This is a genomic window from Halobacterium jilantaiense, assembly GCF_900110535.1.
Taxonomy (GTDB): domain Archaea; phylum Halobacteriota; class Halobacteria; order Halobacteriales; family Halobacteriaceae; genus Halobacterium; species Halobacterium jilantaiense.
The window spans coordinates 1660030-1684018 of the sequence record NZ_FOJA01000001.1 but is presented as its reverse complement, the minus strand read 5'-3'; the positions used below and the strand labels follow the sequence as shown (position 1 = coordinate 1684018).

Annotated in this window: 31 protein-coding genes and 1 tRNA gene; 14 read left to right on the top strand and 18 right to left on the bottom strand. The window is 69.2% G+C overall.

Annotated elements, in window-relative coordinates; all coding sequences use genetic code 11:
• The first annotated feature begins 291 nt into the window (after window positions 1-291).
• Both BMW35_RS08690 and BMW35_RS08685 read left to right on the top strand, forming a co-directional pair.
• Window positions 292-486 (top strand): DUF7554 family protein, encoded by a 195-nt coding sequence (locus tag BMW35_RS08690; RefSeq protein ID WP_089668957.1) that lies wholly within the window; start codon window positions 292-294, stop codon window positions 484-486.
• 38 nt (window positions 487-524) lie between these two features.
• Window positions 525-1052, top strand: coding sequence for a 2'-5' RNA ligase family protein (locus BMW35_RS08685; protein WP_089668956.1), 528 nt, complete (start codon window positions 525-527; stop codon window positions 1050-1052).
• 396 nt (window positions 1053-1448) lie between these two features.
• Here BMW35_RS08685 and BMW35_RS08680 read toward each other — a convergent pair whose 3' ends face one another.
• Window positions 1449-3662, bottom strand: a complete 2214-nt coding sequence (locus BMW35_RS08680) for an ATP-dependent DNA helicase (RefSeq protein ID WP_089670387.1) — start codon at window positions 3660-3662, stop codon at window positions 1449-1451.
• A 126-nt stretch (window positions 3663-3788) separates the two neighbouring features.
• Between BMW35_RS08680 and BMW35_RS15605 the strand changes: the two genes are divergently transcribed.
• The gene (locus tag BMW35_RS15605; protein ID WP_177170739.1) at window positions 3789-3944 is read left to right on the top strand and encodes a hypothetical protein; all 156 of its coding nucleotides are present in this window, start codon (window positions 3789-3791) and stop codon (window positions 3942-3944) included.
• Window positions 3945-3983: 39 nt separating this feature from the next.
• Here BMW35_RS15605 and dpsA read toward each other — a convergent pair whose 3' ends face one another.
• Window positions 3984-4535, bottom strand: a complete 552-nt coding sequence (gene dpsA, locus BMW35_RS08675) for a DNA starvation/stationary phase protection protein DpsA (protein ID WP_089668955.1) — start codon at window positions 4533-4535, stop codon at window positions 3984-3986.
• Window positions 4536-4639: 104 nt separating this feature from the next.
• Window positions 4640-5587, bottom strand: a complete 948-nt coding sequence (locus tag BMW35_RS08670) for a cation diffusion facilitator family transporter (RefSeq protein WP_089668954.1) — start codon at window positions 5585-5587, stop codon at window positions 4640-4642.
• Between the two features lie 111 nt (window positions 5588-5698).
• Here BMW35_RS08670 and BMW35_RS08665 point away from each other — a divergent pair, with 111 nt between their 5' ends.
• Window positions 5699-6211, top strand: a complete 513-nt coding sequence (locus BMW35_RS08665) for a metallophosphoesterase (RefSeq protein WP_089670386.1) — start codon at window positions 5699-5701, stop codon at window positions 6209-6211.
• Window positions 6212-6294: 83 nt separating this feature from the next.
• On the opposite strand, the gene BMW35_RS08660 is transcribed toward BMW35_RS08665, so the two are convergent.
• Complete coding sequence (locus BMW35_RS08660; protein ID WP_089668953.1) at window positions 6295-6942, bottom strand: ArsR/SmtB family transcription factor; 648 nt, start codon at window positions 6940-6942, stop codon at window positions 6295-6297.
• Between the two features lie 106 nt (window positions 6943-7048).
• On the opposite strand from BMW35_RS08660, the gene BMW35_RS15985 reads away from it, so the two are divergent.
• On the top strand, window positions 7049-7180 hold the full coding sequence (locus BMW35_RS15985; protein ID WP_281242477.1) for a DUF7859 family protein: 132 nt from the start codon (window positions 7049-7051) through the stop codon (window positions 7178-7180).
• Here BMW35_RS15985 and BMW35_RS08655 read toward each other — a convergent pair.
• A complete protein-coding gene (locus tag BMW35_RS08655; protein WP_089668952.1) occupies window positions 7177-8193 on the bottom strand; it encodes a threonine aldolase family protein in 1017 nt (338 codons plus the stop codon). The genes BMW35_RS15985 and BMW35_RS08655 overlap by 4 nt on opposite strands.
• A gap of 101 nt (window positions 8194-8294) precedes the next feature.
• Between BMW35_RS08655 and BMW35_RS08650 the strand changes: the two genes are divergently transcribed.
• Window positions 8295-9404, top strand: coding sequence for an aminopeptidase (locus tag BMW35_RS08650; RefSeq protein WP_089668951.1), 1110 nt, complete (start codon window positions 8295-8297; stop codon window positions 9402-9404).
• Between the two features lie 205 nt (window positions 9405-9609).
• Here BMW35_RS08650 and BMW35_RS08645 read toward each other — a convergent pair whose 3' ends face one another.
• Entirely contained in the window at window positions 9610-10713 is a 1104-nt protein-coding gene (locus tag BMW35_RS08645; protein WP_089668950.1) for a GNAT family N-acetyltransferase, read from the bottom strand.
• A 205-nt stretch (window positions 10714-10918) separates the two neighbouring features.
• Here BMW35_RS08645 and BMW35_RS15600 point away from each other — a divergent pair, with 205 nt between their 5' ends.
• The gene (locus BMW35_RS15600) at window positions 10919-11068 is read left to right on the top strand and encodes a hypothetical protein (protein WP_177170738.1); all 150 of its coding nucleotides are present in this window, start codon (window positions 10919-10921) and stop codon (window positions 11066-11068) included.
• Between the two features lie 185 nt (window positions 11069-11253).
• Here BMW35_RS15600 and BMW35_RS08640 read toward each other — a convergent pair.
• Window positions 11254-11328 (bottom strand) — tRNA-Arg (locus BMW35_RS08640).
• Window positions 11329-11414: 86 nt separating this feature from the next.
• On the opposite strand from BMW35_RS08640, the gene BMW35_RS08635 reads away from it, so the two are divergent.
• Both BMW35_RS08635 and BMW35_RS08630 read left to right on the top strand, forming a co-directional pair.
• On the top strand, window positions 11415-12005 hold the full coding sequence (locus tag BMW35_RS08635) for an AAA family ATPase (protein WP_089668949.1): 591 nt from the start codon (window positions 11415-11417) through the stop codon (window positions 12003-12005).
• The gene (locus BMW35_RS08630; RefSeq protein ID WP_089668948.1) at window positions 11998-12414 is read left to right on the top strand and encodes an RNA-binding domain-containing protein; all 417 of its coding nucleotides are present in this window, start codon (window positions 11998-12000) and stop codon (window positions 12412-12414) included. Before BMW35_RS08635 ends, BMW35_RS08630 begins: the two co-directional genes overlap by 8 nt.
• On the opposite strand, the gene BMW35_RS08625 is transcribed toward BMW35_RS08630, so the two are convergent.
• The 5 genes from BMW35_RS08625 to BMW35_RS08605 form a co-directional block, all read right to left on the bottom strand.
• Window positions 12411-13364: a hypothetical protein gene (locus BMW35_RS08625; RefSeq protein WP_089670385.1), complete on the bottom strand. Its 954-nt coding sequence runs from the start codon at window positions 13362-13364 to the stop codon at window positions 12411-12413. The genes BMW35_RS08630 and BMW35_RS08625 overlap by 4 nt on opposite strands.
• An 80-nt stretch (window positions 13365-13444) precedes the next feature.
• Window positions 13445-14002, bottom strand: coding sequence for a magnesium transporter (locus tag BMW35_RS08620; protein ID WP_089668947.1), 558 nt, complete (start codon window positions 14000-14002; stop codon window positions 13445-13447).
• A complete protein-coding gene (locus tag BMW35_RS08615; protein WP_089668946.1) occupies window positions 14003-14575 on the bottom strand; it encodes a magnesium transporter in 573 nt (190 codons plus the stop codon).
• A 47-nt stretch (window positions 14576-14622) separates the two neighbouring features.
• Window positions 14623-15507 (bottom strand): hypothetical protein, encoded by an 885-nt coding sequence (locus tag BMW35_RS08610; protein WP_089668945.1) that lies wholly within the window; start codon window positions 15505-15507, stop codon window positions 14623-14625.
• Window positions 15508-15546: 39 nt separating this feature from the next.
• Complete coding sequence (locus BMW35_RS08605) at window positions 15547-16932, bottom strand: signal recognition particle protein Srp54 (RefSeq protein ID WP_089668944.1); 1386 nt, start codon at window positions 16930-16932, stop codon at window positions 15547-15549.
• A gap of 147 nt (window positions 16933-17079) precedes the next feature.
• On the opposite strand from BMW35_RS08605, the gene BMW35_RS08600 reads away from it, so the two are divergent.
• Window positions 17080-17511: a JAB/MPN domain protein-containing protein gene (locus BMW35_RS08600; protein ID WP_089668943.1), complete on the top strand. Its 432-nt coding sequence runs from the start codon at window positions 17080-17082 to the stop codon at window positions 17509-17511.
• A gap of 76 nt (window positions 17512-17587) precedes the next feature.
• On the opposite strand, the gene ftsY is transcribed toward BMW35_RS08600, so the two are convergent.
• From ftsY to thpR, 6 genes are all read right to left on the bottom strand, one after another.
• The gene (gene ftsY, locus BMW35_RS08595) at window positions 17588-18733 is read right to left on the bottom strand and encodes a signal recognition particle-docking protein FtsY (protein ID WP_089668942.1); all 1146 of its coding nucleotides are present in this window, start codon (window positions 18731-18733) and stop codon (window positions 17588-17590) included.
• A gap of 6 nt (window positions 18734-18739) precedes the next feature.
• Window positions 18740-19207, bottom strand: coding sequence for a prefoldin subunit alpha (gene pfdA / locus BMW35_RS08590; RefSeq protein ID WP_089668941.1), 468 nt, complete (start codon window positions 19205-19207; stop codon window positions 18740-18742).
• A 238-nt stretch (window positions 19208-19445) separates the two neighbouring features.
• Window positions 19446-20108 carry a translation initiation factor IF-6 gene (locus BMW35_RS08585; protein ID WP_089668940.1) on the bottom strand — a complete coding sequence of 221 codons (663 nt, stop codon included), beginning with the start codon at window positions 20106-20108 and terminating at the stop codon, window positions 19446-19448.
• Window positions 20109-20111: 3 nt separating this feature from the next.
• Window positions 20112-20390, bottom strand: coding sequence for a 50S ribosomal protein L31e (locus BMW35_RS08580; protein ID WP_089668939.1), 279 nt, complete (start codon window positions 20388-20390; stop codon window positions 20112-20114).
• Window positions 20390-20542, bottom strand: a complete 153-nt coding sequence (locus BMW35_RS08575) for a 50S ribosomal protein L39e (protein WP_089668938.1) — start codon at window positions 20540-20542, stop codon at window positions 20390-20392. Before BMW35_RS08575 ends, BMW35_RS08580 begins: the two co-directional genes overlap by 1 nt.
• Before the next feature lie 72 nt (window positions 20543-20614).
• Window positions 20615-21169, bottom strand: coding sequence for an RNA 2',3'-cyclic phosphodiesterase (gene thpR / locus BMW35_RS08570; RefSeq protein WP_089668937.1), 555 nt, complete (start codon window positions 21167-21169; stop codon window positions 20615-20617).
• Between the two features lie 54 nt (window positions 21170-21223).
• Here thpR and BMW35_RS08565 point away from each other — a divergent pair, with 54 nt between their 5' ends.
• From BMW35_RS08565 to BMW35_RS08550, 4 genes are all read left to right on the top strand, one after another.
• Complete coding sequence (locus tag BMW35_RS08565) at window positions 21224-22018, top strand: tetratricopeptide repeat protein (RefSeq protein WP_089668936.1); 795 nt, start codon at window positions 21224-21226, stop codon at window positions 22016-22018.
• Window positions 22018-22308 carry a DUF424 domain-containing protein gene (locus BMW35_RS08560; RefSeq protein ID WP_089668935.1) on the top strand — a complete coding sequence of 97 codons (291 nt, stop codon included), beginning with the start codon at window positions 22018-22020 and terminating at the stop codon, window positions 22306-22308. The genes BMW35_RS08565 and BMW35_RS08560 overlap by 1 nt, the downstream gene beginning before the upstream one ends.
• Before the next feature lie 6 nt (window positions 22309-22314).
• Window positions 22315-22593 carry a hypothetical protein gene (locus tag BMW35_RS08555; RefSeq protein WP_089668934.1) on the top strand — a complete coding sequence of 93 codons (279 nt, stop codon included), beginning with the start codon at window positions 22315-22317 and terminating at the stop codon, window positions 22591-22593.
• 100 nt (window positions 22594-22693) lie between these two features.
• Entirely contained in the window at window positions 22694-23941 is a 1248-nt protein-coding gene (locus tag BMW35_RS08550) for an aminotransferase class V-fold PLP-dependent enzyme (protein WP_089668933.1), read from the top strand.
• Window positions 23942-23989: the final 48 nt, after the last annotated feature.

Genomic DNA, 23989 nt, shown 5'->3' with positions numbered 1-23989 from the left:
GCGTGTCGTGTCGGTCGAAGGCGATGCGACGACGGGGGGTCGGGGGGAGTAACTAGTGTGGGGTCAGGGAGACCCCGGTCGTCGTCGCGACACGCTGGTGCCCGCCGCGGGGCGGACTGCGTCTGCGACCGCCGGCCGGGCGGTCGCGCGGCTCCCGGACAGCGAACGCGTGGTGGGAGCCGGCGGCGTCATCGTACCTGCGAGAAACCGGCCCACCGGCTTAAACGTTGCCTGGCAGAAAGTCGCACACCGGCCCGAAGGCACTTCCCCGCGGTGTCGAAAGGAGCGGGCATGTCACAGGCACGCGGCGAACTCGACGCCGACACGCTGCTGCGAGTCGTCCTCGTACTGGTCGTCGTCTGGCTCGCACTCGAAGTTCTGGAGGCGTTCGTCGGCGCACTCGCCGCCGTTCTCGGGCTCGCGCGACCGTTCATCGGGCTGCTCGTCGTCGCGCTCGTCGTGCTCTGGCTGCTCGACGAAATCTAAACGCCAGGGCTTTCCCGTTCGCCCCCCGACAGACGGGCGTGTACAGCGTGAACGCGCCGGTCCCGGCGGCCGTCAACGAGCTCGCGGCGGAGCTCCGGCCCGCGCTCACCGAGTTCGACCGCGTCCGCGAACGTCACGAGCAGACGTTGCTCGTCAAGCGCGTCCCCGCCGGCGACCGGAAGCAACTCCGGACGGCGTGGCAGACCGCACAGGACGCCCTCGCCGGCGCGCCCGCCGTCGAAGCCCGCGTCTCGGAGGTCGACACCTTCGAGAACCCGCCGAACGGCTCCAGTCCCGTCGTCTACCTCGCCGTCGAGAGCCCCGGTATCCACGGCCTCCACGAGCGTCTCTGCTCGGTGTTCGACCCCGTCCCCGTCATGGAAGGCGGCGACGACTACGACCCACACGTCACGCTCGCGCGAGACGCCAGCGGCTTCCAAGGCCAGCGCGCCGTCGACGCCATCGACGGCCGGCAGGTCGGCCCCGTCACGTGGACCATCGACGAACTCTACCTCTACGACGCCGAGTACGGCGAGCGCGTCGATACGTTGTCGTTGCCTGCGTGACTGGGACTTCGATGTACTGTTCGCGGTCTCGGTCGACGAGGCCTCGAAAGCCCCGACGCGGTCGGGCCTGTGACTCGCTGCGCTCCTCGGCCTCCGGCCTGCGGTGCTTGCGTCGTGGTTCAAGAGACGCCGTGGCGTCTCTTGTCATCACGAAAGACGGCGCAGCCGTCTTTCGAACGATCTCGGCTTACGACCGTGTCGCCCCTTTCAGTTCACCCGTCACCGGCTGACCAGCGGGCCTGGTGGGACTGAACGGGGCGGATGGCTACGGGAAGCCCGGCGACGGAAGCACGCGAGCGGAGCGAGCGCGCGCAGCGAGCCGCGCGACCGTAGCCATCCGGGGCTTTCGAGAATACGTCTACGACAGAGCCCGTCGCACAAGCTCAGTCGAACTAGTCAGGGACTAGGCGGGTCGCCGTCGTAGGCCTCCAGGTCGCCGTAGAAGTTCAGCAGGGAGAACCGGAGTTTCTCGGGGTCGACGTCCACCATCTCGGCGCGCTCCTCTGGCGGGAACGTCGAGTTGACGGAGTACTTCCGCATCCCGGTGCGGCTGGCGGCCGTGTACCGCCGGTCGACGAGCATGCGGACGCCGAAGTCCTCTGGGGAGCGAATGACGCGCCCCATCGCCTGCCGGGTCTTGCGCACGGTCGGAATCTCGACAGCGTACCGCCAGCCGGCGTCCTCGCTGCCGCGGCGTCGCCGGCCGCCGCCGTCGCCGTGCTTCGCGTCGCGGTCGGCGAACGCCGTCGCGTAGGCGTCCTGCACGGCCTCGGCGCGGGCGTCGAGGTGGGGGTAGGGGACGCCGACGACCGCGACGGTGCGGGCGTCGTCGCCGTCGAAGCTCACGCCCTCGGCGAGCGTGCCCCACAGCGACGTGAACAGCGCGCCGTTCCCGTCGGCGACGAACTCCTGGCGGAGGTCCTCGGCCGCCACACCCGGTTCGTCGAGGTAGCGAGTCCCGTCGACATCCCGCAGCATGTCGTGGTAGCGTTCCGCTTCGGCGTAGCTCGGGAAGAAGAACAGGCAGTTCCCGGGCGTGAACCGCATCGCGTCCCGGAGCGCGCCCGCGACTTCCTGCTGGGTCGCGGGGTCCTCGCGGTTCGAGGAGAACAGCGGCTCCGTGTCGACGGCGAACGTCCGCCGGCGGTCCTCGGGGAACTGGAGGCCGAACGCCAGTTCGACGGGGTCCTCCAGCCCCAGCACGTCGCCGACCACGTCGAACGGCCGGAGCGTCGCGCTCATCAGGACGCTGGCGTGGACGGCGTCGAAGAGGTCCGTGGTCACCTCCCGGGGGATGCAGGTGTACAGTTCCGCGCGGCCGTACACGTCGCCCGTTCGGTCGTCGCGCCGGACCGCCGCGGTCGGGTACTGGCCGAACTCGCCGCCGCGCTCGACGTACGCCTCTACGAACTCGGCGGCGGCGAGCACGTGGCAGTCCCGGCGCGTCGTCGCGTCGCCGTTCCGGTAGGCGTCCTCGTACTCCTCGTCGAGGTACTCGCCGAGGCCGAGCGCGTCGTCGACGTCCTCGCTGATGCCGGGGCCGGTGTAGGCCTGCAGGAACGAGAGCGTGAGGTCGTCGCGACGGTCGTCGTTCGCGACGGGGACGTCCGCCCAGTTCGACTCGACCGCGGACTTCGCGCGCGCCGGGCCTTTCCCGCCGGGGCCGAACGAGGCCTCGTAGGTCTCGACGAGCGCGTCCCGGAACGCCCCGAGCACGCGCTCGGCGGCCTCAGCGCGCGGGTCGCCCGTCTCGCCGAGTTTGTCGAGTGCGCCGTCCAGCGTGTGCTCGGTGAGCGTCTCGGCGGCGTGGTCGCGGGCGGCGTCCTCGACGTTGTGCGCCTCGTCGAAGACCACCACCACGTCCTCGGGGTCCCGACCCAGCCAGCGGAAGAACTGCGCGCGAATCCCGGGGTCCAGCAGGTGGTGGTAGTTGCAGACGGCGAGGTCGACGCCCTCGATGCCGTCCTTGAGGAGCTCGTAGCCGCAGAGCCCCGCCTCCTCGGCGTAGTCGTAGATGTCCTCGGGCGTCCGAACGCCGTCGTACAGCCACTGGTAGAAGTCGTCGTTGTCGCCCACGAGGTTCTCGTAGTAGCGCTCGCAGACGTTGCCGTCTTCGAGGTCGTCGAGCTCTTCCTCGACCGCTTCGAGTTCGTCCATCACCGCCTGCCGGGCGTCGGCGGCCTCGTCGTCGCCGGCCTGCGCCTCGTCGAGCAGCGCGGACTGCCGTTCCTCCAGTTGGCGCTTGTCGCGCTCGGCGTCCACGAGTTCGTGGGTGTTGTCCCGGAGCACCTGACACTCCTCGTAGTCGACGTCGATGTGGCACATCGACCCCTTGCCCTTGAACACGACCGCCCGGATGGGCTCGGCGTCGTGAATCTCGCGGGCCTCGCGGACGAACTGCCGCATCTGCTGGTGGACGTTCGTCGTGATGACGACCGTCTTGTCCTCGGCCTGGGCGTGGGCGAGGGCGGGCGCGAGCGCGGCGAGGGTCTTGCCGGTCCCGCAGGCACCCTCGAAGAGCACGTCCCGGCCGCCGTCGAGTGCGTCCCGAATCTCGTCCATCGCCGCCCGCTGGTTGTCGTACGGCGAGGGCTTCGGGAAGAACTCCATGTAGTCGGCGTCGCTGGCGGCCACAGTTGGCTGGATTTATGACCGGCACGCCGTATAAACCTCCGGCTCGGCCCGGAACACCCCCGGCTCCCGAGAGTTTAGGCCGACCAAAACACATATGCCGGCGTGACCACCTACGACTCGGTGATGGCACTCGCGCAGGACGACGACGAGACCGGCCTCACCGCGCTGCGGTCGTCCCCCGACCGAACCGTGTTCACCGAGGACGACAACCCGGACGGCTGGCTCTCCACGGACTACACCGTCGACGTCAAACGATAGCTCGCAAAAAACTGGGTTCTCTGTCGCTGTCCCGTCTCCCTACTGCTCCATCGCGCCCTGGAAGACGAGCGTGTCCGCCTCCAGGTAGTGCTCGACGTGGTGGGCGTCGTCTTCGAGGTCCACGAGGCCCTCGCGGAGCAGTTCGGCCGTGGCGTAGTCGCCGAGGTTCTCCGCGAGTTCGATGTGTTCGCGGGTCGTCTCGATGATGTCGCCGTACATCTCTTCGTCGTTGGCCAGGGAGCTGCGGATGTCGTAGACGTCCTCGTCCTCGGGCTCGACGGACGCCTCGGACTGGAGCGTCGCGGGGCTGGCGTGCGGGACGCCGCCGAGCGCCTGCACGCGCTCCGCGAGGGTGTCAGCGATCTCCTCGGCGGTCTCGGCGGCGTCACCGAGGAACAGGTGGAGGTCGCGGAACTCCGCGCCCTCGACGTTCCAGTGGTGCTTGCGGAGCTGGTGGTAGAGGACGTAGACGTCCGCGAGGTCCGCGTTCAGCGCGTCGACGACCTGTTCGGCTCGCTCGGCGTCGATGCGCAGCGACTCGGAGCCTTCGACGTCGCCCGCGCTCTTGAGTACGTGCTTCTGGGTGCTCATAGCGATTACACGTTGGGCCGCCCGACACTTAAAACTTACCGCACTAGCGAAATTCAGTTTCCATTTCGAAAAACAAAGTTAGCATAAGCGTGCTCGGTGGCGGCCTAGGCGGCTGCCTGCGGCTCCACGTACACCTTCGTCACCGCCTCGTTCGTCGCCTTCATCTCCGCCACGATGGCCGCGATGGCGTCCTCCACGTCGTCGGTGTCCATGTCGTCGCGGAACGTCACGTCAGCCGTCACCAGCAGCTCGTTCGGCCCGAAGTACACCGTCCGGAGCTCCACGAGCTCGGTGACGGCCGGCGACTCCTCGGCCACCGCCCGCAGCGCCTGCTCCTCGTCCGGTGCCACGCTCTCGCCCAGCAGCAGGCGCTTGTTCTCCCAGGCCAGCGCCACCGCGAACACCATCAGCAGGACACCGATGAGCAGCGCGGACGCCGCGTCGTAGACGGGGTTCCCCGTGGCCTGCGTGAGCACGATGCCACCCAGCGCGAACAGCAGCCCCAGCAGCGCGACAGTGTCCTCGGTGAGCGCCGTCAGCGTCGTCGTGTCGCTGGTCTTCTGGAACATCTCACGCAGCGACCCCCAGTCGTGGCGCGCCATCTGGCTCTTCGTCTCCCCCCACGCCTTGGTGAACGCGTACCCCTCGAATCCGACCGCGCCGACGAGCACGACGTAGTTCACCCAGACGCCGGGGAACTCGTACCCCAGCAACGACGCCTGGCTCGCGATGGCGGCCTCGCCGTGCTGAAGCGCGTGGTAGCCGTGGTTCGCGGACTCCCAGCCAGCGATGCCGAACAGCATCACGCTCACCAGGAACGAGTAGAAGAACTGCGCCTTCCCGTAGCCGAACGGGTGGTCACGGGTCGCCGCCCGCTCACCGTACCGCAGCCCGATCAGCAGGAACACCTGATTACCGGTGTCCGAGACGGAGTGGTAGGTCTCCGAGAGCATCGCGGGACTCCCCGTGATGAGGAACCCGAGGAACTTCAACACCGCAATCGCGCCGTTCGCCACCAGCGCGGCCAGCACGACTGTCTTACTGCCTGCCATTTCCTCGGAATTCACGGGGCTGTCGTAAAGAAGCCCCGACGAGCCCGCCCTGTGCCCGTCCCGCCGCCGTCCGGCGCAACCCTCACGAGCCTCCACCGAGAACTCCGCGCTATGATTGCCGTGCTCTCGGACACCCACAGCGAGAACGGACACGCGCTCGCCGGCCGCGCCGCGGACGCCGTCGCCGACGCCGACGAAGTGCTGCACGCCGGCGACTTCACGACCGAGACCGCCCTCGACGCGTTCCACGACGCGGCCGACCGCCTCCACGCGGTCCACGGGAACGCAGACAGCCCCGCCGTCCGCGACCGCCTGCCCGCCGCCCGCACCGTCGAGGTCGCCGGGGTCCGGGTCGCGCTCACGCACCGCCGAGACGGCGGCGAACTCGGGCTCTCGATGTTCGGACGGGAGCGCGGCGCGGACCTCGTGGTGTCGGGACACACGCACGCGCCGACGACGAAAGAGACGGAGGACGTCGTTCTACTGAATCCCGGCAGCCACGCGGACCCGCGCGGAAACCCGGAGGCGCACGCCGAACTCTACCCCAGCGACCGCGGCGTGCGCGGGGAACTCCGGGCCCGCGACGGGCGCGTCCTCAGTGAGTTCCGTGTGGAGGGCCGGTAGCGTCAGGAGGCAGGCCGCAGCGGCCTGTACCCATCGCTACGACAGACGGTACCAATAAGCCGACGTACACTCAAAATCGCGTTTTAGCTACCCGAGAACCACGCGACGGCGAGCACTGTCACCACGAGCAGCCCACCGAGGAAGAACAGCAGCCCGACTGGCAGCCCGCCAGCCCCCTGGCTCGCGGCCTGCGCCGCGACACCGGCCGTCTCGCCGCCCTCGGCGACCAGCGCCGACGTGTGGCCCGGCTGCCCCACGGTGCCGCCGCCGGAAGCCGCGCCGGGCACAGACAGCCCGTCGCCGAACACGCGCTGGACGACGAGGCTCGCGACGCCGAGCACGCCGATGCCGCCGAGCAGACTCGACAGCGCCGTCTGGACGCTCTCACCGTCCTCCTCGCTGCCCGCGAACAGCACCACCGGCGCGTCGCAGGGCGCGTACACGCTCATCTCGCGGCCCTTCGCGGAGTACCTCGTGTCGCACTCCTCGATGAGGTCGGCGTCCTCCAGATTCGAGAGGTGGTACTGGGCGTTCTGGAGGGAGGTGTCGACGCCGTCTGCGAGCTCGGACGGGGTCGCGGGCTCGTCGTGGAGGGCGGCGTAGAGGCTCCGGGCCGTCCCCGAGGACAGCGCGGACAGCAACTGGTCCGCGTCGTCGGAGTCGACGCCGACGACGCGGGGGTCGCCGTCGGGGGTTGCAGTCTCCGAGGTGGAGGGCAGGAGACCGGACATGACACACCGTTATCGCCAAACTACAATGAATTTTGTCGTTAAAATCACTGGCTGACACGGACGTCCTCCCGAAACCCCTATTGTGGCTCCCGTGGTCCACTCCCGCATGGTCGACATCGGGCCGGCGTTCTACGTCCTCGCAATCGCCTTCCTGCTGTTCGTGTTCTTCGTGTTCCTGTTCCTCCGTCGCACCCTCACCGGGTTCAAGGAGGGCGTCGAGAGCGGGAAACGCGACTAGAGCACGCGCTCGACGGCCGCCACGGCGTCGGCGACGTCGCCGCCGTCCACGTCGAGGTGCGTGCAGAACCGGACGGTGTAGTCCCCGAACTCCGAACCGAGGACGCCCTCGTCCTCACAGGCCGCGAGGAACGACTCGGCGGTCATCCCGGCGTCGCTCGTGTCCACGAGCACGATGTTCGAGTCCGGCTCTGCCGCGGCCAGGTCCGGGAGCGCGTTCAGGTCGGCGGCGAGCCGGCGGGCGTTCTCGTGGTCCTCGTCGAGCCGGTGGCGGTTCTCCAGCGCCAGTAGCCCGGGCGCTGCAATCATGCCGGCCTGCCGCATCCCGCCGCCGAACAGCTTCCGGACGCGGCGGGCGTCCTCGACGAACGCCTCGCTGCCGGCGAGTATCGAACCGACGGGTGCCCCGAGTCCCTTCGAGAGACAGAACATCACGGAGTCGACGGGAGCCAGCAGGTCGCTGGCATCCACGCCGAGACTCGTCGCGGCGTTGAACACGCGAGCGCCGTCGACGTGGACCGGGAGGCCGAGGTCGTGGGCGGCCTCCGCGGCGGCCGCGAACTCGTCGGCCGGCACCGCGACGCCGCCCTTCGAGTTGTGGGTGTTCTCCAGACACAGCAGGCCGGTCCCCGGTCGGTGGAGGTCCTCCTCGACGTACCCGTCGCGTACCTGCTCGGGGGTCGGGCAGCCGTTCGCGCCGCCGTCGAACGTGCGGACCTGGAGTTCCGCGTGCTGCGCGAACCCGCCGAGTTCCCACTTGTAGACGTGGCTCTCGCGCTCCACGAGCGCTTCCTGGCCGCGCTCGGTGTGGACGCGCGCCGCAATCTGGTTGCCCATCGTCCCGGAGGGCACGTACAGCGCGGCCTCCATCCCGACGGCGTCCGCCGCTGCTCGCTCCAGTTCGTTCACGCTCGGGTCCTCGCCGTAGACGTCGTCGCCGACGTCCGCGTCGGCGGCCGCCGCCCGCATCGCGTCGCTCGGCGTCGTCACCGTGTCACTGCGAAGGTCTATCACGGGCGAACGTCCACACTCCAGGCCCAAAAGTGCGACCGGACCGCCGGCAGACTGGTGGGCGTTCCGAAAGAGCCAACCGTCCGTTTCCACCACGCAACGCTATGGATCCCCGGATTCAGACGCACGCGGAAATCGTCGTCGACCAGTGCATCGACCTCCAGCCCGACGAGAACGTCGTGGTGAGCATGCCGCCGGTCGCCGAGGATCTGCGCGTCGCTCTCTACGAGGAGATCGGCAAGGTCGGGGCCAATCCCGTGATGCTCGCGCGCGGCGACCGCGGCATCGGCACCGACCGCGCGGCCCGCGCGTACCTCCGCGAGGTCGACGCGGACGACATCTCGGAGCCCGAACACCTCCTGCAGCTGTTCGAGCACGCCGACGCCGCCATCGTCGGCCGCCCCCACGAGAACGTCAGCGAGCAGAGCGACGTCTCCACGGAAATCGGCTCGGCGTACGCCGAGGCGTACCGGAACGTCCTCGACTCGCGGCTCTCCACGAAGTGGTGTCTCACGCACTACCCGTCGCCCGCCGACGCGCAGCTCGCCGGCATGTCCACGGACGCCTACGAGGAGTTCGTCTACGACGCCGTGAACAAGGACTGGGACGCCGTCGAGGAACACCAGGAGCAGATGGTCGAGATTCTCGACCCCGCCGAAGAGGTACGCATCGTCTCCGGCGACACCACCGACGTGACGATGAGCGTCGCGAACATGACGACGCTGAACGACGCCGGGTCGAACAACCTCCCCGCGGGCGAGGTGTTCACCGCGCCCGTCCCCGACAGCGTCGAGGGCGAGGTCACGTTCGACAAGCCGGTCTACCACCAGGCCCGCGAGATTCAGGGCGCGTCCCTCGAATTCGAGGACGGCGAGGTCGTCGACTTCTCCGCGACCCAGAACGAGGACGTCCTCGAAGGCATCCTGAACACCGACGAGGGCGCGCGCCGCCTCGGCGAACTCGGCATCGGGATGAACCGAGACATCGACCAGTTCACGTACAACATGCTGTTCGACGAGAAGATGGGCGACACCGTCCACATGGCCCTCGGCCGCGCGTACCCGGCGACGGTCGGCGAGGACGTCGAGCAGAACCAGTCCGCGAAGCACGTCGACATGATCGTCGACATGAGCGAGGACTCGTACATCGAGGTCGACGGCGAGATCGTCCAGCGGAACGGGACGTTCGTCTTCGAGGACGGCTTCGAGGAATAGCGAGAGTCGGAACGAGCGTAGCGAGTGAGACTCTCGGAGATGCGAGCGGGGAGCAACGCGACCCGCGAGCAGTAGCGCGGTTCGGAGCGACCGTCAGGGAGCGAGAACCGCGGACCGGAACGGCGACCGAAGGGAGCCGTGGAACAGTAGCGCGGTTCGGAGCGACCGACTCTTCTACGCCTCTCTGGTCGTTTTCCCCGTCTCTCTAGCTCGTGTCGTGTTCGGAGAAGGTGAGCCGCCAGCTGTCCTCGTCGGTGAGGTCGACGCCCTCGGGCGTCCAGTCGCCGGTGAGCGACCGGACGACGTGCGTGGTCTGGTTCGCCTGGAGAGACAGCGGCGGGCGGTCGTCGCGGAGGAAGCCGGCCGCGCGCATCGTCGACTCGGGGAGGATTGCGGGGGCGGCGAGGACGTCGGAGTCGGCGTAGTCGGCGACGACGCGGCCGAGCAGGGTTTCGAGGACGCGGTCGTCGAGCGCCGGCGGGAGCGGCGCGACGTCCGTCACCTTCGTGGTCGTGTCGCCGGGACCGACCGAGGTCCCGACGACGAGTCCCGCGACCGGGTCGCCGCGGACTTCGGCGACGTAGGCGGCGTACTCCCACTCGGGGTTGTCGAAGCGCCACGCGTAGAACTGCTCGTCGCGGGCGACGTGGATGCCGCCCGGGGCGGGCTCGCCCCCAATCTCCGCCATGAGCGACGGCGGAACGCCCCTGTGGCGCGTGACGGCCACGCTGCTGTCGCCGCGGAGGCGCGCGTTCGAGAAGCGGTTGTAGCCGTCGAGCAGCGGTCCCGCGACGCTGCTCGCGAGCGACGCGAGCGCGCTCCCGGAGCCGTCGAGTCCGACCGCGCTCGGGTGCTGGATGCGGTAGTAGGTCGCCGCCTCGGCGACCGTCCGCCAGCCGAGCTTGAGGTACCCGGGGCCGGACTGGCCGTTCGGGAAGTTGAAGAAGAAACTCGGCTCGCCGTCGGTGTAGCGCTCGATGGCGGCCTCCGTCATGCGCGTGAACAGCCCCTTGCGTCGGTGGTCCGGGTGGACCATCGTGTCCCCGGGCTGGAGCGCGAGGTGGCGTTTGCCGTCGACGACCACGTCCAGCGCGAAGAACGGCCGGGCACCGACGAGGTCGCCGTCCCGCTTCGCAACGAGGATGGGACGGTGGTCGACGTAGGGGTTGTCCGCGTACTTCCACGCGAACCACTCGCGGTCGTGGTCGGGGTCGAAGATGCGGCCGTGCAGGTCGAGGAACGCCTCGACGTCGGTGGCTTCGAACGGCTCGACGGTGTACTCGGATTTCTGGGTCGCCTCGCTGCTCATGTCTCCCGTCAGGGCCGGCGTCGAATTTGTTAGCGCGCCGGTAACAGCCGGTAGCGGGCTGACTGCCACAAAGTGTATCCCACAGACCTGCTCCCCGATCTTCCACGAACGGGGCAATACTCGACGGTAGCGGGGCTGAAACGTCGTGGCTTGTTAACGCATACCGTACCGGATTTTAAGTCGGCGGCGTGAGTAACGATGTCACGTGCCTAAGCTCGATTGTCCGGACTGTGGCCGCGGTATCGCGATGCACGAACTCGAGACCCGGACGGTCGCACAGACCACCGGCTTCGAGACGAGCTACTGCTGTCCCTTCTGCCGCTCGGACTTCGAAGAAGTACAGCAGCTGATGTAGTGCGACTCCGGCCCGAGCCGGGTCGATGGCTCGCTCCCAGAGGTGTTCCTGAGGTCGCTGCTGGAGCATACGCGCGGCGAAGCCGCCCGTTTCACTGCGCGAGCGAAGCGAGCGCAGGACGCTTTTAGCGTAGCTTTTTGCAAGTGGGAGTCGCCGCAGGCGACCCCCCGCAGTAAAACGGTACACGGGCACGAGGGGATTCGAACCCCCGACATTTCGGTTAGAAGCCGAACGCTCTGTCCGAACTGAGCTACGTGCCCGCAGACTGGGGTAGCGCGGGCGGGACCAAAAACCGCGGGGTATCGAACCGACACACACTCGTAGTCGCCGGCCGACGAATCCGGTAATGAGAGTCATCGGGACCGTGGGGATGCCGGGCTCCGGGAAGAGCGAGGCCGCGACGGTGGCCGAGGAGGCCGGTGTGCCCGTCCTCATCATGGGCGACGTGATTCGCCAGGAGTGCCGGGACCGGGGGCTGGACCCGGCCCAGCACCACGGCCGCATCGCGCAGGCGCTCCGGGAGGAGAACGGTCCGGGTGCCATCGCACAGCGGTCGCTGCCCATCATCGAGGACCACCTCGCGGACAGCGACACAGTGCTGGTGGACGGCATCCGGTCGGACGTCGAAGTGGAGACGTTCCGCGAGGCGTTCGGCGAGGACTTCACGCTCGTCCACGTGTTCGCGCCCCGGGAACTGCGGCGGGAGCGCATCGAGAGCCGGGACCGGCCGGGCGACACCGACGGGGAGTCCCTCGAAGCGCGCGAGGAGCGCGAGCGCGGCTTCGGGATGGACGACGCCATCGACCTGGCGGACGTCCGAATCGAGAACACGGGCACGCTCGCCGAGTTCCACGAGTCGTTCCGGGAGCTGCTGACGGGCGACGACTCCGAAGGCGAGGAGGAAGAGGCGGCGACGGGGGTGAACGGCGGTGACTGACGCGTACAGCGTGGACGTGCGGGTGACGGCACCCGTCAACCCGACCGAACTCGAGGACCGGGTGGCGGACGCCATCCAGACGCTGTTCCCGGGTGCCGAGGTCGAGACCCAGGGCAGCCGTGTCGTCGCGGAGACGCACACGGTCGAGGACTTCCGCGAGCGGCTCTTCGAGCAGCGCATCCTCGACACGGCCCGCAAGCAGTTCGCGGCGAACCAGACCGAGGACGGCTTCAGCTTCGACCTGAAGAAGCAGGCGGCGTTCAACGGCACCGTGAACTTCGCCGTCGGGAACCCCGACGAACTCGGCGACCTCCACGTCGAGGTGACGGTCCGGGAGCCCGCGGTCGACCAGTTCGTGGACTACCTCGCGCCGAAGACCGAGGACGGCGAGCCACTCGAAGAGCCCTAGACGAGCAGCACGGCGATTGCGGCCCCGATGAAGACGATTTTCGTGGCGACGTTGACGGCGATGACCTTCGAGCCGAAGCGCGCGCCCCAGATGCCGTACTGGAAGGGAATCGAGCGTTTGAACGTGGAGACGGCGAACGAGACGATGCCACCGACGAGCATCGTGGCGACGGCCTCCTCGGCGGTGAACGCGCCGGGGACCTGCGGCGCGATGAAGATGGCTCCGGTGGTCGTGTCGACGGCGAACGTGGCGATGGCGGGCACGGCCGCCCCGGGGAGCCCGAGCAGCGACGTGAGTGGTTCGGCCGCGGCCGTGAGCGCGGTCACGTCGTAGGTCTCCGTGAGGTAGACGACGAGCGCGTAGACGACCGCGAGCCGGGGGACGAGGGTCTTCAGCTTCCCGCCGGTCTTCGAGACCGCGCCTCGAATCGCCTCCCGGCGGGTCTCGTCGTCGTCGCCGGGGAGGTCGACGTCCGCGTCCCCGCTCGGGTTCACGTTCGCCTCGGTGAGCAACAGCGCGCCGGCGAGGATGCCGGCGAGCGTGATGGCGAGGCTCACCGCTGCCCGTGCGCCGACGTACATGAGCCCGACCCTGAGGCCGAGAATGGGAATCAGCACTGGCGCGTAGAACGTGAAGATGTGCTGCACGAACCCGAAGAAGGTGTTGACGGTCACCGCGACGAGCGTGGCGCGGTCGTCGAGCACGCCGGCGTCCCGGTACTCCTTGAGCATGCCGTAGCCCGCAGTCGGCGAGGCAGTCGTCGCGAGGATGGCGGTGCCGACGGCGTCCGGGAGGTTCGCGGGGCCCGTGAGCGGGCGGGCGAACCGGGCGACGTACCGCACCGCGCCGAACGCGACGGCGAGGTTTGCGAGCGTCAGGCCGACCGCGATGGCGACCGAGACGGCGGCCACGCGGGGCGCGACCTCGGCCAGCAGCGCCGGGAGTTGCACGCCGCCGGCTTGGCACCCGGCCGAGTTACTGGTGTCGGTTCCGGGCGCGCTCGCGTCGGTGTTGCCGCCGCCGACTGCGGTCACACGAGCAGTTCGACGGCACCGAACAGCACGAGCACCCCGAGCACGTCGCAGGCGTTCGTGACGACGGGGATGACGATGTCGTCGGGGTCGAGTTCGAATCGGTAGGCGGCGTAGGTGGCAGTGAGCGTGATTACGACGGCCAGCACGGCTAAGCACGCCCCCGAGAGCGCGGCGACCGCGACGACCGTCCCGGGTGCGAGCGCTGCGCCGCCCGTGACGACCGCGAGCAGCCACGCGCCCGCGCCGACGACGGGGAACAGCGTCACGGCGAGCGTGACCGTCGCGACGACGTTCCCGGAGAGTTCGTCGTCGCTGGGGTCGAACGAGAGCGTGCCGAGGTGGAACGCCGTCGACAGCCGCGAGGCGAGGATGCTGCCGAGGTTCCCGGCGGTCCCGATGGTCACCGGCACGAGCACCAGCAGCGAGGGGTACTGGAGCAGCGTCGCCTCGAAGCTCCCGAGGACGAGGCCGCTGCCGACCTCCACGACGGTGAGCGCGAGCAGGACGGGGAGCGTGGCCCGCGTGATGGCGGCGACGGTCCACTCGCGCCGCACTCAGACTCCCCCCACGACGACGCGCACCGCGAGCACGAGGAACGCCAGCCCGAACACGTCGCCCGTCGTCGTCACGAGCGGGCCGACGAGCGTGTCCGGGTTGTGGCCGCGCCGGTAGCCCGCGAACACCACGGCGACCACCGCGCCGGTCAGCGCGACGCCAGACAGCAGCCCCGCGACGAGCGCGATGGCGACCAGCGTCCCGAGGCCCGCGACCGGACGGGCGAGCACGGCGAGGACGACGTACGCGACGACGGCGGCGAACCCGCTCGCGAGCAGGCCGTTGCTCATCGCGGCCGCCACCGCCGCCCGCAGCCGCCGGTCGCCGGTGTCCACGCGGGGCTCGACGACCCCCTGGTGGAGGCCGGTGGCGAGCCGCGCGCCGAACGCGCCGTAGACGTTCCCGCGGGTCGCCAGCAGCGCCGGTACCAGCACGAGCAAGCCCTCGACGGCTCGGAGCTGGGCGCGCATCCCGCCGAGCACGGCCCCGGCGAACAGGCCGCCGACGACGCTCGCCGCCAGCGCCGGAGCCGCCTCCCGGTAGGCGTCGACGGCGACGGAGCGAACGCTCATGCTCGTCGGAACGCAGCCCCCGTGGAAAAAACCTCGCGCGGCCGGCGTCACGCGGTCTTGAGGAGGTAGACGAGCGCGCCCGCGCCGCCGACGCAGGCCGCGCCGGCGACCCAGGGTGCCCGGTTCGGGCGGCGGTCGCCGTGCCGGACGCTCCCGCCGTCGAGGTAGACGGCCAGCGGCGCGAGCGCCCACGCGTGGACCGTGACGGCGGCGGCGACAGGAGACGTGAGCTCGACGGCAGCGAGCGCGAGGCCGACAGCGAACGCCGCGACGACGCCGTAGAGCACGTCCCGCCAGACCGTCCGTTCCCCCTCACCGGCGATGGCGACGGTCTTCCGCGCGAGGTACGCGACGGCGACGGCGACGTTCAGAACCGGCACGAGGCCGCCGAGCGCCCACGGCGCGGGCCGCGGCGACCACCCCCCGATGTCGGTCCGGCGCGCGTCCGCGAACAGCGACACCGGAAGCAGGGCCGCCGCGGCGACGGCGAGCACCGCGCCGAGCGGCCACGACCCGGCGGCGACGGCGAGCGCGGCGAGGAAGCCGGCGAGCGCGCCCGCGACCACGGCGACTTCGGTCAGCGAGTGCGCGCGGCGATACCCCTCCGGCTCTGTCCGGTGATGGGTTTCCGTCGCCGCGACGGCCAGCCGGTGGACGCCGTCGCGTTCCTGCACGACGACGGTCTCCCCGGTGAGGGACCGCGGTCGGTCTACACCCCCACCGACGGCCTCGATAACGCGGGCGAGTCGGCTCGACGCGCGGCCGCTGTTCGGCCACGCCTCCAGTGCGCGCACCCGCTGCTCGCCCGTGTCGACCGTGAGCACGACCGCGTGGGTCGCGTCGAAGCGCACGTCGTCGGCCACCTCGCCGGCCGGCACGCGCTCCACGCCGCGGACCACGCCGGTCACCCGACCACCGGCCTTGTCACGCATTCACGCAATCTTGCCGGAGCGCGGTGGTAAGCGCTTCGCCTAGAACATGCCGCCGAACCCGCCGCCACCGCCACCGCCGCCGCCCTGCATCTGCTGCATCATGCGCTGCATGTCGCCGTCGCCCATCCCCTGGAACTGCTTCATCGTCTGCGCCATCATCTTGTGCTGGTCGAGCAGTTCGCGGACGGTCTCCTCGGGCTGCCCCGACCCTTTGGCGATTCGCTTGACCTGGGACGCGCCGATAGACCGGGGGTTCGCCATCTCCGCCTCGGTCATCGAGTCCATGACGACCTCGAAGTTCCGCATGCGCTCCTGGGTGACGTCCATCGCGTCGTCCGGGAGTTCGTCCATCAGGCCGCCGCCGCCCATCCCCGGAATCATGTCCATCACCTGGTCGAGGGGACCCATGTTGTCCATCGCCTGCATCTGCTTTTTCATGTCGTGGAGCGTGAACTCCCCCTTCATCAGGTCCTCGGGGTCCCAGTCCTCCTCGTCGTCGCCCGTCTCCTCCATCGCGCGCTCGACGCGCTCGGTGAGCTGCTTGAGGTCGCCCATTCCGAGCAGCCGGGAGATGAACGAATCGGGCTCGAAGCGCTCGATGTCCTGGACCGTCTCGCCGGTCCCGAGGAACGCGATGGTCGAGCCGGTCTCGTCCACGGCCGTCAGCGCCCCACCACCCTTCGCCGTCCCGTCGAGTTTCGTGATGGCGACGCCGTCGATGCCGACGGACTCGTCGAACTGCTGGGCCTGGTCTTTCGCGCCCTGCCCGATTGCGGCGTCCAGCACCAGCAGGCTCCGGTCGGGGTCGACCGTCGCCTCGATCTCCTCGATTTCGGCGATGAGGTCGTCCTCCAGCGCGTGCCGACCGGCAGTGTCCACGATGTGGACGTCCGCGTCAGCCGTGGCTTCGAGGCCCTCGCGGGCGATCTGGACCGGGTCGTCGCTGTCCGGGTCGCCGTAGAACTCCACCTCGGCGCGCTCGGCCATCTGCTCGGCCTGGTCGTACGCGCCCGGGCGGAAGGTGTCCGTCTGGATGACGGCGGGCCGCAGCCCCTTCTTCGAGAACCACCACGCCATCTTCGCCGCGGTCGTCGTCTTCCCGGACCCCTGGAGGCCCGCGAGCATGATTGTCTGCTCCTCGAGGGGGATGGTCGTCGAGTCGCCGACGAGTCCCACCAGCTCCTCGTAGACGATGCGGAGCACGTGGTCGCGGGCGCTCGTTCCACCCGGCGGCTCCTCCTCGAGTGCGCGCTCCTTGATGGAGTCCGAGAGGTCCATCACGAGGCTCACGTCGACGTCGGCCTGCAGCAAGGAGCGCTGAATCTCCTTGACGACCTCGTCGACGTCCTCCTCGGAGATGCGGGACTTCCCGCGGAGCGTGTCCAGTGTCCCCCGCAGGGAACTCCCGAGGTCGTCGAGTACCATTGTTGCCAGCAGCTACGCGACCGCCCCCTAAGAGCCTTGTTCCACGCGACGCGGCCGTGACTGCCCGACGCCACCGACGTGACGGCCGACTGGGCCGGACTCGCCGCCGGGGGAACCCTCAACCCGGACGGGTCCGTACGTGGATGCGTGGCACCCGTCTACGCGACGCGCGCGCTCGTCGACGTCCTCTGTGAACTCGCGGCCGACGCCGACCCCGGGTCGGTGTCAATCCGCCTCGCAGCGACGCCAGCAGGCGACCTCCGGCCGACCGACGGCGACGCCGTCGATCTCGACTCCGACGCGCGCGTGCTCTCGGACTTCTACTTCCCGGACGCCGGCGACGCCCTCACGCGCGTGTTCGGCGTCGACCTCGCCGCGCCCGCCGGCCAGACCGCCGGCCGGTTCGTCTCCCACCCCCGCGGCAACCCGGATGTGACAATCACCGACGACCTGCACGCGCTCGTGCTCGTCGCCGTGCCGCCCTGGGACGTGGACAGTGTACGCGCTCACGACCGCGGCGGCACCCGCCAGAACCTCGTGCTCGTCGACGCGGAACCGCCGGACGCCGACGCGCCGTAACGCCGACGACCACTGCCAGCGCGAACGAGCCTGTGGCCGGGACTGTCGAGGCGAGAACAGAGAGCGCGGAGCGGTGCTACTCGTCGTCGCCGACGAGGTCGTCGACCAGCTCCTCGGGGTCGAACGGCTGGAGGTCGTCGTACCCCTGGCCGGTCCCCAGGAAGAGAATGGGTTTCCCGGTGACGTGCGAGACCGAGATGGCAGCGCCGCCCTGACTGTCGGCGTCCGCCATCGTCAGGATAGCACCGTCGATTTCGGCCGCACCGTCGAACTCGCGGGCGCGGTTCACGGCGTCCTGACCCGCGACCGCCTCGTCCACGAAGATGGTGAGATCGGGCTCCACGACCCGGTTCAGCTTCGCCAGCTGGCTCATCAGGTCGTCGCTGGTGTGCAGCCGGCCCGCCGTGTCGCCGAGCACGACATCGACGTCGTTCGCCTCGGCGTACTCCACGGCGTCGTAGACGACCGCCGTCGGGTCGCCGCCCTGCTCGTGGCTGATGCACTTCAGCCCGAGGTTGTCGGCGTGCTCCTGAATCTGCTGGTTCGCGCCGGCGCGGTACGTGTCGCCGTTCGCCAGCACGGTCGAGAACCCGCGGTCCTCGAGGAACTTCGCGACCTTCGCGATCGACGTCGTCTTCCCGACGCCGTTGACGCCCGTGAACACGACAGTGACCGGCTTCTCGCTGGCCGCGACCGTCTCCAGGAAGTCGAACTGTCCGACGTCGATGACCGACAGGAGGGCGTCCCGGAGCGCGTCCTCGACGAGCGCACCCGTCGACTCCGTGAACTTCCGCTCCTCGCCGACCAGTTCGTCGCGAATCTGGTCGAGAATCTCCTCGGCGACGCTCATCTCCACGTCGCTCTCCAGGAGCGCGAACTCCAGTTCTCGCAGCGGCTCTTCGAGGTCCTCCTCGTCGATGACGACACGGCCGCGTGCCATCGACGCCGCGCGACTCACGAAGCCCGCCGAGGAGCTGTCGTCCTCGTCGGCTTCGTCCTCGGGTTCAGTCTCCGAGGCGTCGGCTTCGGCTGCCGGCGAGTCGGCGTCCTCGGAATCGCCTCCCTCGGGCGAATCATCGGACGGACCCTCGGCTGTCGAATCGTCGTCGACCGCATCGTCCTCGACTGCCTCGGGGTCGTCGAGCTCCTCGGCGTTCTCCTCGGCGACCTCCTCGGCGTCCTCCCGAAAACTCGAGAGTTTGTCCTTCAGCCCATCGAACATGGGACCTTACTCGTCGTCCTGCGGCGGCTGCCCCTGCTGGGCCTGCATCTGCTGTTGCATCATCTGCTGCTGTGCCTGCTGTGCCTGCTGCTCGAGCTGGTCGGCCTCCTCGCCGAGCTCCGAGATTTCGCCCTGCACGTCCTCGATGCGCTCGTCGATGGTCGCCTTCTTCTCGTCGAGCACGTCGACGGCGTCCTCGGCGTCCTGCTCTGCGGCGTAGCCGCCACCGAGGCTCACGACGACCTCGTCGATGTCCTCGACCTCGGCCCGAACGTACGCGTCGCCGCCCAGCGGGACCTGCACCGTCGAACCGGTCTCGAGCACGTCGAGGGCCTCCTTGGCCTCCTCGATTTCGGTCTGCTCCTCGCGGAGCTCCTCGACGTCCGCTTCGAGCTCCTCGATCTCCTCCTCGATTGCCTGAATTTCCTGGGACAACTGCTGCAGCTGCTGTTGACCGCCGCCTCCGAGACTCATGTCACTGAATCCGGCTGCGAGCGGGAAGTATCTTCCCTTCCAAGCCACCGAGAGACGCAGCGCGTCTCTCGAGGTCTCGGAAATCTCCGATTTCCGGCGACCCTCCTCCTTCGCTACGCTCAGTCGTCGCCCTTGGAGATTCCACCAGGACAGCGACCGGCCCCTTCACGGACTGACACGGTTGGGTAGCCGGTGTCGCCACTCGGGGTGCTTCAAGAGTGAGAGAGATAGAGAGTGCTTACTCGATGTAGCCGAGCGCGTCCTCGATGCGGCCGAGTTCGGGGCCGGTGGTGTCGTCGCCGACCACGTAGCCGGCGTCGTTGGCGACCAGCCCGGAGCCGACCAGGGGCGCGCCGTAGTTCACCGTGCCGACGTCGGCGTACGCGTCGAGCGCGTCCTCGATGCGGTCGAGCTCCTTGTCGGTCGCCTTCGGGTGGCAGAGCACGCCGTCGTTCGTCGCGACGGCCGCGGTGCCGACCGTGTTCACGCCCGCGAGCGTCCCGCGGGTCGCCGGGACGCCGAGGGCGTCCTCGACGGCGTCGACGGCGTCGTCCGAGAGCTCGCTGTGGACGTACGCGCCGTTGTCGTTCGCGACGACGACGTTCCCCGCGGCGTTCACGCGGCCGGGGAGCTCGCCGACGGAGACGCCGACATCCTCGATGCGGTCGCGCTCCCGGTCCCGGATGCGGCTGCTGACGAGCAGGCCGTTGCCGTTGCCGGCGGCCAGCGAACCCACCGTGGCCGACCCGCCGACGGTCGTCGGGACGGCCGGGACGCCGAGCTCGTCGGCGACCGACTCGGTGTGGTCGTCTTCGAGGTCGGGCCGCACGAGCAGGCAGTCGTCGGTGGCGCGGGCGAACACGCCGACGTACGAGGAACCGTGGAACGCAGCGCGGAGCAAGCTTTAGCCTTCGTACTCGGCTTCCACGACCGTCTCGCCGTCCTCGGCGAAGCGGGCGGCGTGGACGCGGACCTTCCGCGGCGAGCTGTTGTTGCCCTCGCTCCAGACGGCGTCGTTGATGGACGGGTCGATGCGGACCTCGTCCTCGTCGACGGCGAACTGCTTGGCGAGATGCTGGCGGACGATCTTCATCGCCTCGCCGGCTCGCTCGTGGCTCGGGACCTTCGTCACGTCGCGGAGCGGCACCGTCACGATGCGCTCCTCGAAGTCGCTGGCGCTCATTATTCGTCGGTGTCGTTACGCCGCCAGTTGCGGCGCTTCGGGTTGCGCTGGACGTCTCGGTTCGTCTTCATCATGACCCACGCGGGGACGCGGCTGTTCTGGCGCTCCAGCTTGGCCAGCCGCTTCTTCTGAGACTTCGACTTCTTACCCATAGTGGACGCGAGTACCAGCGCCGTCGTTAAAACGTTGTTCTTCTGTCGACGCTGTCGACCTGCGTCGCGCGCTCACAGCCGGACTGTCCGCACCGTCTCGTACTCGGGGCCGTCGTCAGTGCGCGTGCTCTCCGTGAGTCGGACCGAGTCGACGCGGGCGGTGCCGACTTCGGGATGCGAGTCGGAGACGACGTTCTGGACCAGCTGTTTGCCGCCGGCGTGCTCCATCCGAGCGAGCGTGACGTGCGGCGTGAAATCGTGGTCCTCCGGCTCGAACCCCTGGCTCACGAACTCGGCTTCGACGGCCTCGTGGAGCGCGGTTAGCCTCTCGCTCCCGTCGCCGACGCCGAGCCACACGACCGAGATGTAGTCGAGGCTCGGGAAGACGCCCAGCCCCTCGAAGCTCGCGTCGAAGGGCGCGACGCCGGCGTCCGCGACCGCGGTTTCGAGGGCGTCGCCGAGGTCGCCGGCACGGGATTCGGGGACGTCACCGAGGAATTTCAGCGTGACGTGGGCCTGCCCGGGGTCGGTGTACCGGAGCCCGTCGGCGTCTGCGAACCGGTCCTGGACGGCGGCGATGCCGTCGGCGAGGTCGTCGGGGAGGTCGACGCTGACGAACAGGCGCATACCGGTCGTTCCGACTGCGGAGGCCTTAACCCCGCGGCTCGCCAACCCTGGCGTATGACTGAGGACACCGAGGACGCCGACAGCGAGGCCCCCGCGGAGGACGGCCTCGACGAGGACCTCGACGTCACGGACCCCGACCACGAGTTCTCGTCGGGGCAGGGCTTCGACGACCCCTACGAGGGGTTCGACCTCGACCCGCCCGAACTCGACGTCGACCCCGACCAGGTCGACCCCGTCGACAGCCGCGTGGTCGCGGACACGCTCGACGAGCGTTCCGTGGACAACGAGGAGGTCGACGCCGACGAACTCGTCGACGTCGGCCTGAGCTACATGGGCATCAACCGCAACGAGCAGGCCGCCGACACCTTCGAGCGCGCCGCCCGGTACGCCGACGACGAGAACCTCGAACAGGAGGCGTGGGTGAACAAGGGCATCGCGCACGGCGAGATGGAGGAGTGGGACGCCGCCGTCGGCGCGCACCGCGAGGCGCTGTTCGTCGCCGAGGACGGCGACCACGAGGCCGCCGCGCACACGAATCTGGCGTACGCGCTCTGGGAGCTCGGCGAGGACGAGCAGGCCTACGAGCACGCCGAGGAGGCCGTCCGCGTGGATAAACGGCTCCCGCAGGCGTGGTACAACCTCGGCTTCATCGAGAACGAGCGCGAGCGCCCCGAGCAGGCCCTCGACGCCCTCGACAACGCCATCCGCCTGGGCTTCCAGCAGGCCGACGTCTACGAGGAGAAGACTCGCGCGCTCGAAGCCCTCGGCCGCGACGAGGAGGCCGCGGAGGTCGCCGAGCAGGCCGACGAACTGCGGACCGAGCAGGAGCGCGAACTCGTCGACGAGTGATGATACTCAGCGAGCGCGAGACCGAACGCGGGCTCCTCGTGGCCGTCTGTGACCCCGACGTGCTCGGGGAGACCTACGACAACGGCGACGTGGAGTTCACCGTCAACGAGGAGTTCTACGGCGGCGAGGAGGCGTCCCCGGAGGCGGTCCGGGAGTCGCTGGCGTCGGCGAAAGTCGCGAACCTCGTCGGCGAGGAGGTCGTCGACCTCGCCGTGGAAGCGGGGTTCGTCGACGAGGGGAACGTCCTCGACCTCGGCGAGACACTGCACGCGCAGTTCATGCGGCTGTAACACGCCATGAGTCCCACTGTCCACGAACTCCGGAACGCGATTCGAGCGGCGACTGGTCGCTTCGAGCGCGAGGTCGAAGCGTCGTTCACGAAAGAAGAGCTGCAGGCGGTCTGTGTGGCACTCGGGGTCGACGAGGCGGGGGGAGCGTCGACGTCGCGGATGCGCCGACTCGCCCGGGTCGAAGCCGGCATCGAGGAGTCGCTGGAGTCGGCAGACGGCTCCACCTTCCGGAAGGCCGACCTCCAGGCGGTCGCGGACGCGGTCGGTGCCGCCTCGGAGCCGTAGTCGACCGCCGGCCTGGGCAACTTCACCGACGCCGCCACTGCTCCCGGCAGTTCTGACCGCACCGAAGGACAATAGTGGCCACGCTCCCTAACTCGGGCCAATGGAAGCAAGCGAGCAGGCGTCACTCGATGTCGACGCGATTCGGGCGGACTTCCCGATTCTGGAGCGGGAGGTCGCGGACGGCCGGGACCTCGTCTACCTCGACAACGCCGCGACGTCGCAGACCCCCGATCAGGTCGTCGACGCCATCGCGGACTACTACCGGCGGTACAACTCGAACGTCCACCGCGGCCTCCACGAACTCAGCCAGGAGGCCTCTGTCGCGTACGAGAACGCCCACGACAAGCTCGCCGAGTTCGTCGGCGGCGAGGACCGCGAGGAGATGGTGTTCACGAAGAACACCACCGAAGCCGAGAACCTCGTGGCGTTCGCGTGGGGGCTGAACGAACTCGGTCCGGGCGACGAAGTGGTGCTCACGCAGATGGAGCACCACGCCAGCCTCGTCACGTGGCAGCAGGTCGCCGAGAAGACCGGTGCCGAAGTGAAGTACATCCCCATCACGGACGACGGCTACCTCGACATGGACGCCGCCGAGGAGATGATTACGGACGACACCGAGATGGTGAACGTCGTCCACGTCTCGAACACGCTGGGCACTGTCAACCCCGTCGGCGACCTCGCGGACATCGCTCACGACCACGACGCCTACATTTTCGTGGACGGCGCGCAGGCGGCACCGACCCGACCGGTCGACGTGCAGGACATCGACGCGGACTTCTACGCGTTCTCCGGCCACAAGATGCTCGGGCCGACCGGCATCGGCTGCCTCTACGGCAAACGCCACCTCCTGGCGGACTTGGAGCCGTTCCTCTACGGCGGCGAGATGATCGAGCGCGTCTCCTACGAGGACGCCACGTGGAACGACCCGCCGTGGAAGTTCGAGGCCGGGACGCCGGTCATCGCGCAGGGCATTGCGCTCGCCGAAGCCGTCGACTACCTTGAAGACGTCGGCATGGAGAACATTCAGGCCCACGAGGAGGCGCTCACGGAGTACGCCTACGACGAACTCACCGCCCACGACGACGTCGATGTCTACGGGCCGCCGGGCGACGACCGCGGCGCGGCCGTCTCGTTCAACGTCGACGGCGTCCACGCCCACGACCTCTCCTCCATCCTGAACGACTACGGCGTCGCCATCCGCGCCGGCGACCACTGCACGCAGCCGCTCCACGACACCCTCGGCGTGCCCGCCTCCGCCCGCGCCTCGTTCTACCTCTACAACACCCGCGAGGAGGTCGACGCGCTCGTCGACGCCGTCGACGAGGCCCGCCAGCTGTTCTCGACGTAGCTACTGACATTCGCGGAACGCTTTTACGACGTTCTGCCCTACGAACGG

Excerpts from the sequence above, each read along its gene's own strand:
- ftsY (WP_089668942.1), bottom strand. The coding sequence starts at position 18,733 with ATGTTCGATGGGCTGAAGGACAAACTCTCGAGTTTTCGGGAGGACGCC.
- BMW35_RS08680 (WP_089670387.1), bottom strand. The coding sequence starts at position 3,662 with ATGGAGTTCTTCCCGAAGCCCTCGCCGTACGACAACCAGCGGGCGGCG.
- BMW35_RS08555 (WP_089668934.1), top strand. The coding sequence starts at position 22,315 with ATGAGTCCCACTGTCCACGAACTCCGGAACGCGATTCGAGCGGCGACT.
- pfdA (WP_089668941.1), bottom strand. The coding sequence starts at position 19,207 with ATGAGTCTCGGAGGCGGCGGTCAACAGCAGCTGCAGCAGTTGTCCCAG.
- BMW35_RS08690 (WP_089668957.1), top strand. The coding sequence starts at position 292 with ATGTCACAGGCACGCGGCGAACTCGACGCCGACACGCTGCTGCGAGTC.
- BMW35_RS08670 (WP_089668954.1), bottom strand. The coding sequence starts at position 5,587 with ATGGCAGGCAGTAAGACAGTCGTGCTGGCCGCGCTGGTGGCGAACGGC.
- BMW35_RS08560 (WP_089668935.1), top strand. The coding sequence starts at position 22,018 with ATGATACTCAGCGAGCGCGAGACCGAACGCGGGCTCCTCGTGGCCGTC.
- BMW35_RS08550 (WP_089668933.1), top strand. The coding sequence starts at position 22,694 with ATGGAAGCAAGCGAGCAGGCGTCACTCGATGTCGACGCGATTCGGGCG.
- BMW35_RS08645 (WP_089668950.1), bottom strand. The coding sequence starts at position 10,713 with ATGAGCAGCGAGGCGACCCAGAAATCCGAGTACACCGTCGAGCCGTTC.
- BMW35_RS08605 (WP_089668944.1), bottom strand. The coding sequence starts at position 16,932 with ATGGTACTCGACGACCTCGGGAGTTCCCTGCGGGGGACACTGGACACG.
- BMW35_RS08665 (WP_089670386.1), top strand. The coding sequence starts at position 5,699 with ATGATTGCCGTGCTCTCGGACACCCACAGCGAGAACGGACACGCGCTC.
- BMW35_RS08575 (WP_089668938.1), bottom strand. The coding sequence starts at position 20,542 with ATGGGTAAGAAGTCGAAGTCTCAGAAGAAGCGGCTGGCCAAGCTGGAG.
- BMW35_RS08635 (WP_089668949.1), top strand. The coding sequence starts at position 11,415 with ATGAGAGTCATCGGGACCGTGGGGATGCCGGGCTCCGGGAAGAGCGAG.
- dpsA (WP_089668955.1), bottom strand. The coding sequence starts at position 4,535 with ATGAGCACCCAGAAGCACGTACTCAAGAGCGCGGGCGACGTCGAAGGC.
- BMW35_RS08660 (WP_089668953.1), bottom strand. The coding sequence starts at position 6,942 with ATGTCCGGTCTCCTGCCCTCCACCTCGGAGACTGCAACCCCCGACGGC.
- thpR (WP_089668937.1), bottom strand. The coding sequence starts at position 21,169 with ATGCGCCTGTTCGTCAGCGTCGACCTCCCCGACGACCTCGCCGACGGC.
- BMW35_RS08615 (WP_089668946.1), bottom strand. The coding sequence starts at position 14,575 with ATGAGCGTTCGCTCCGTCGCCGTCGACGCCTACCGGGAGGCGGCTCCG.
- BMW35_RS08580 (WP_089668939.1), bottom strand. The coding sequence starts at position 20,390 with ATGAGCGCCAGCGACTTCGAGGAGCGCATCGTGACGGTGCCGCTCCGC.
- BMW35_RS15985 (WP_281242477.1), top strand. The coding sequence starts at position 7,049 with ATGGTCGACATCGGGCCGGCGTTCTACGTCCTCGCAATCGCCTTCCTG.
- BMW35_RS08610 (WP_089668945.1), bottom strand. The coding sequence starts at position 15,507 with ATGCGTGACAAGGCCGGTGGTCGGGTGACCGGCGTGGTCCGCGGCGTG.
- BMW35_RS08650 (WP_089668951.1), top strand. The coding sequence starts at position 8,295 with ATGGATCCCCGGATTCAGACGCACGCGGAAATCGTCGTCGACCAGTGC.
- BMW35_RS08565 (WP_089668936.1), top strand. The coding sequence starts at position 21,224 with ATGACTGAGGACACCGAGGACGCCGACAGCGAGGCCCCCGCGGAGGAC.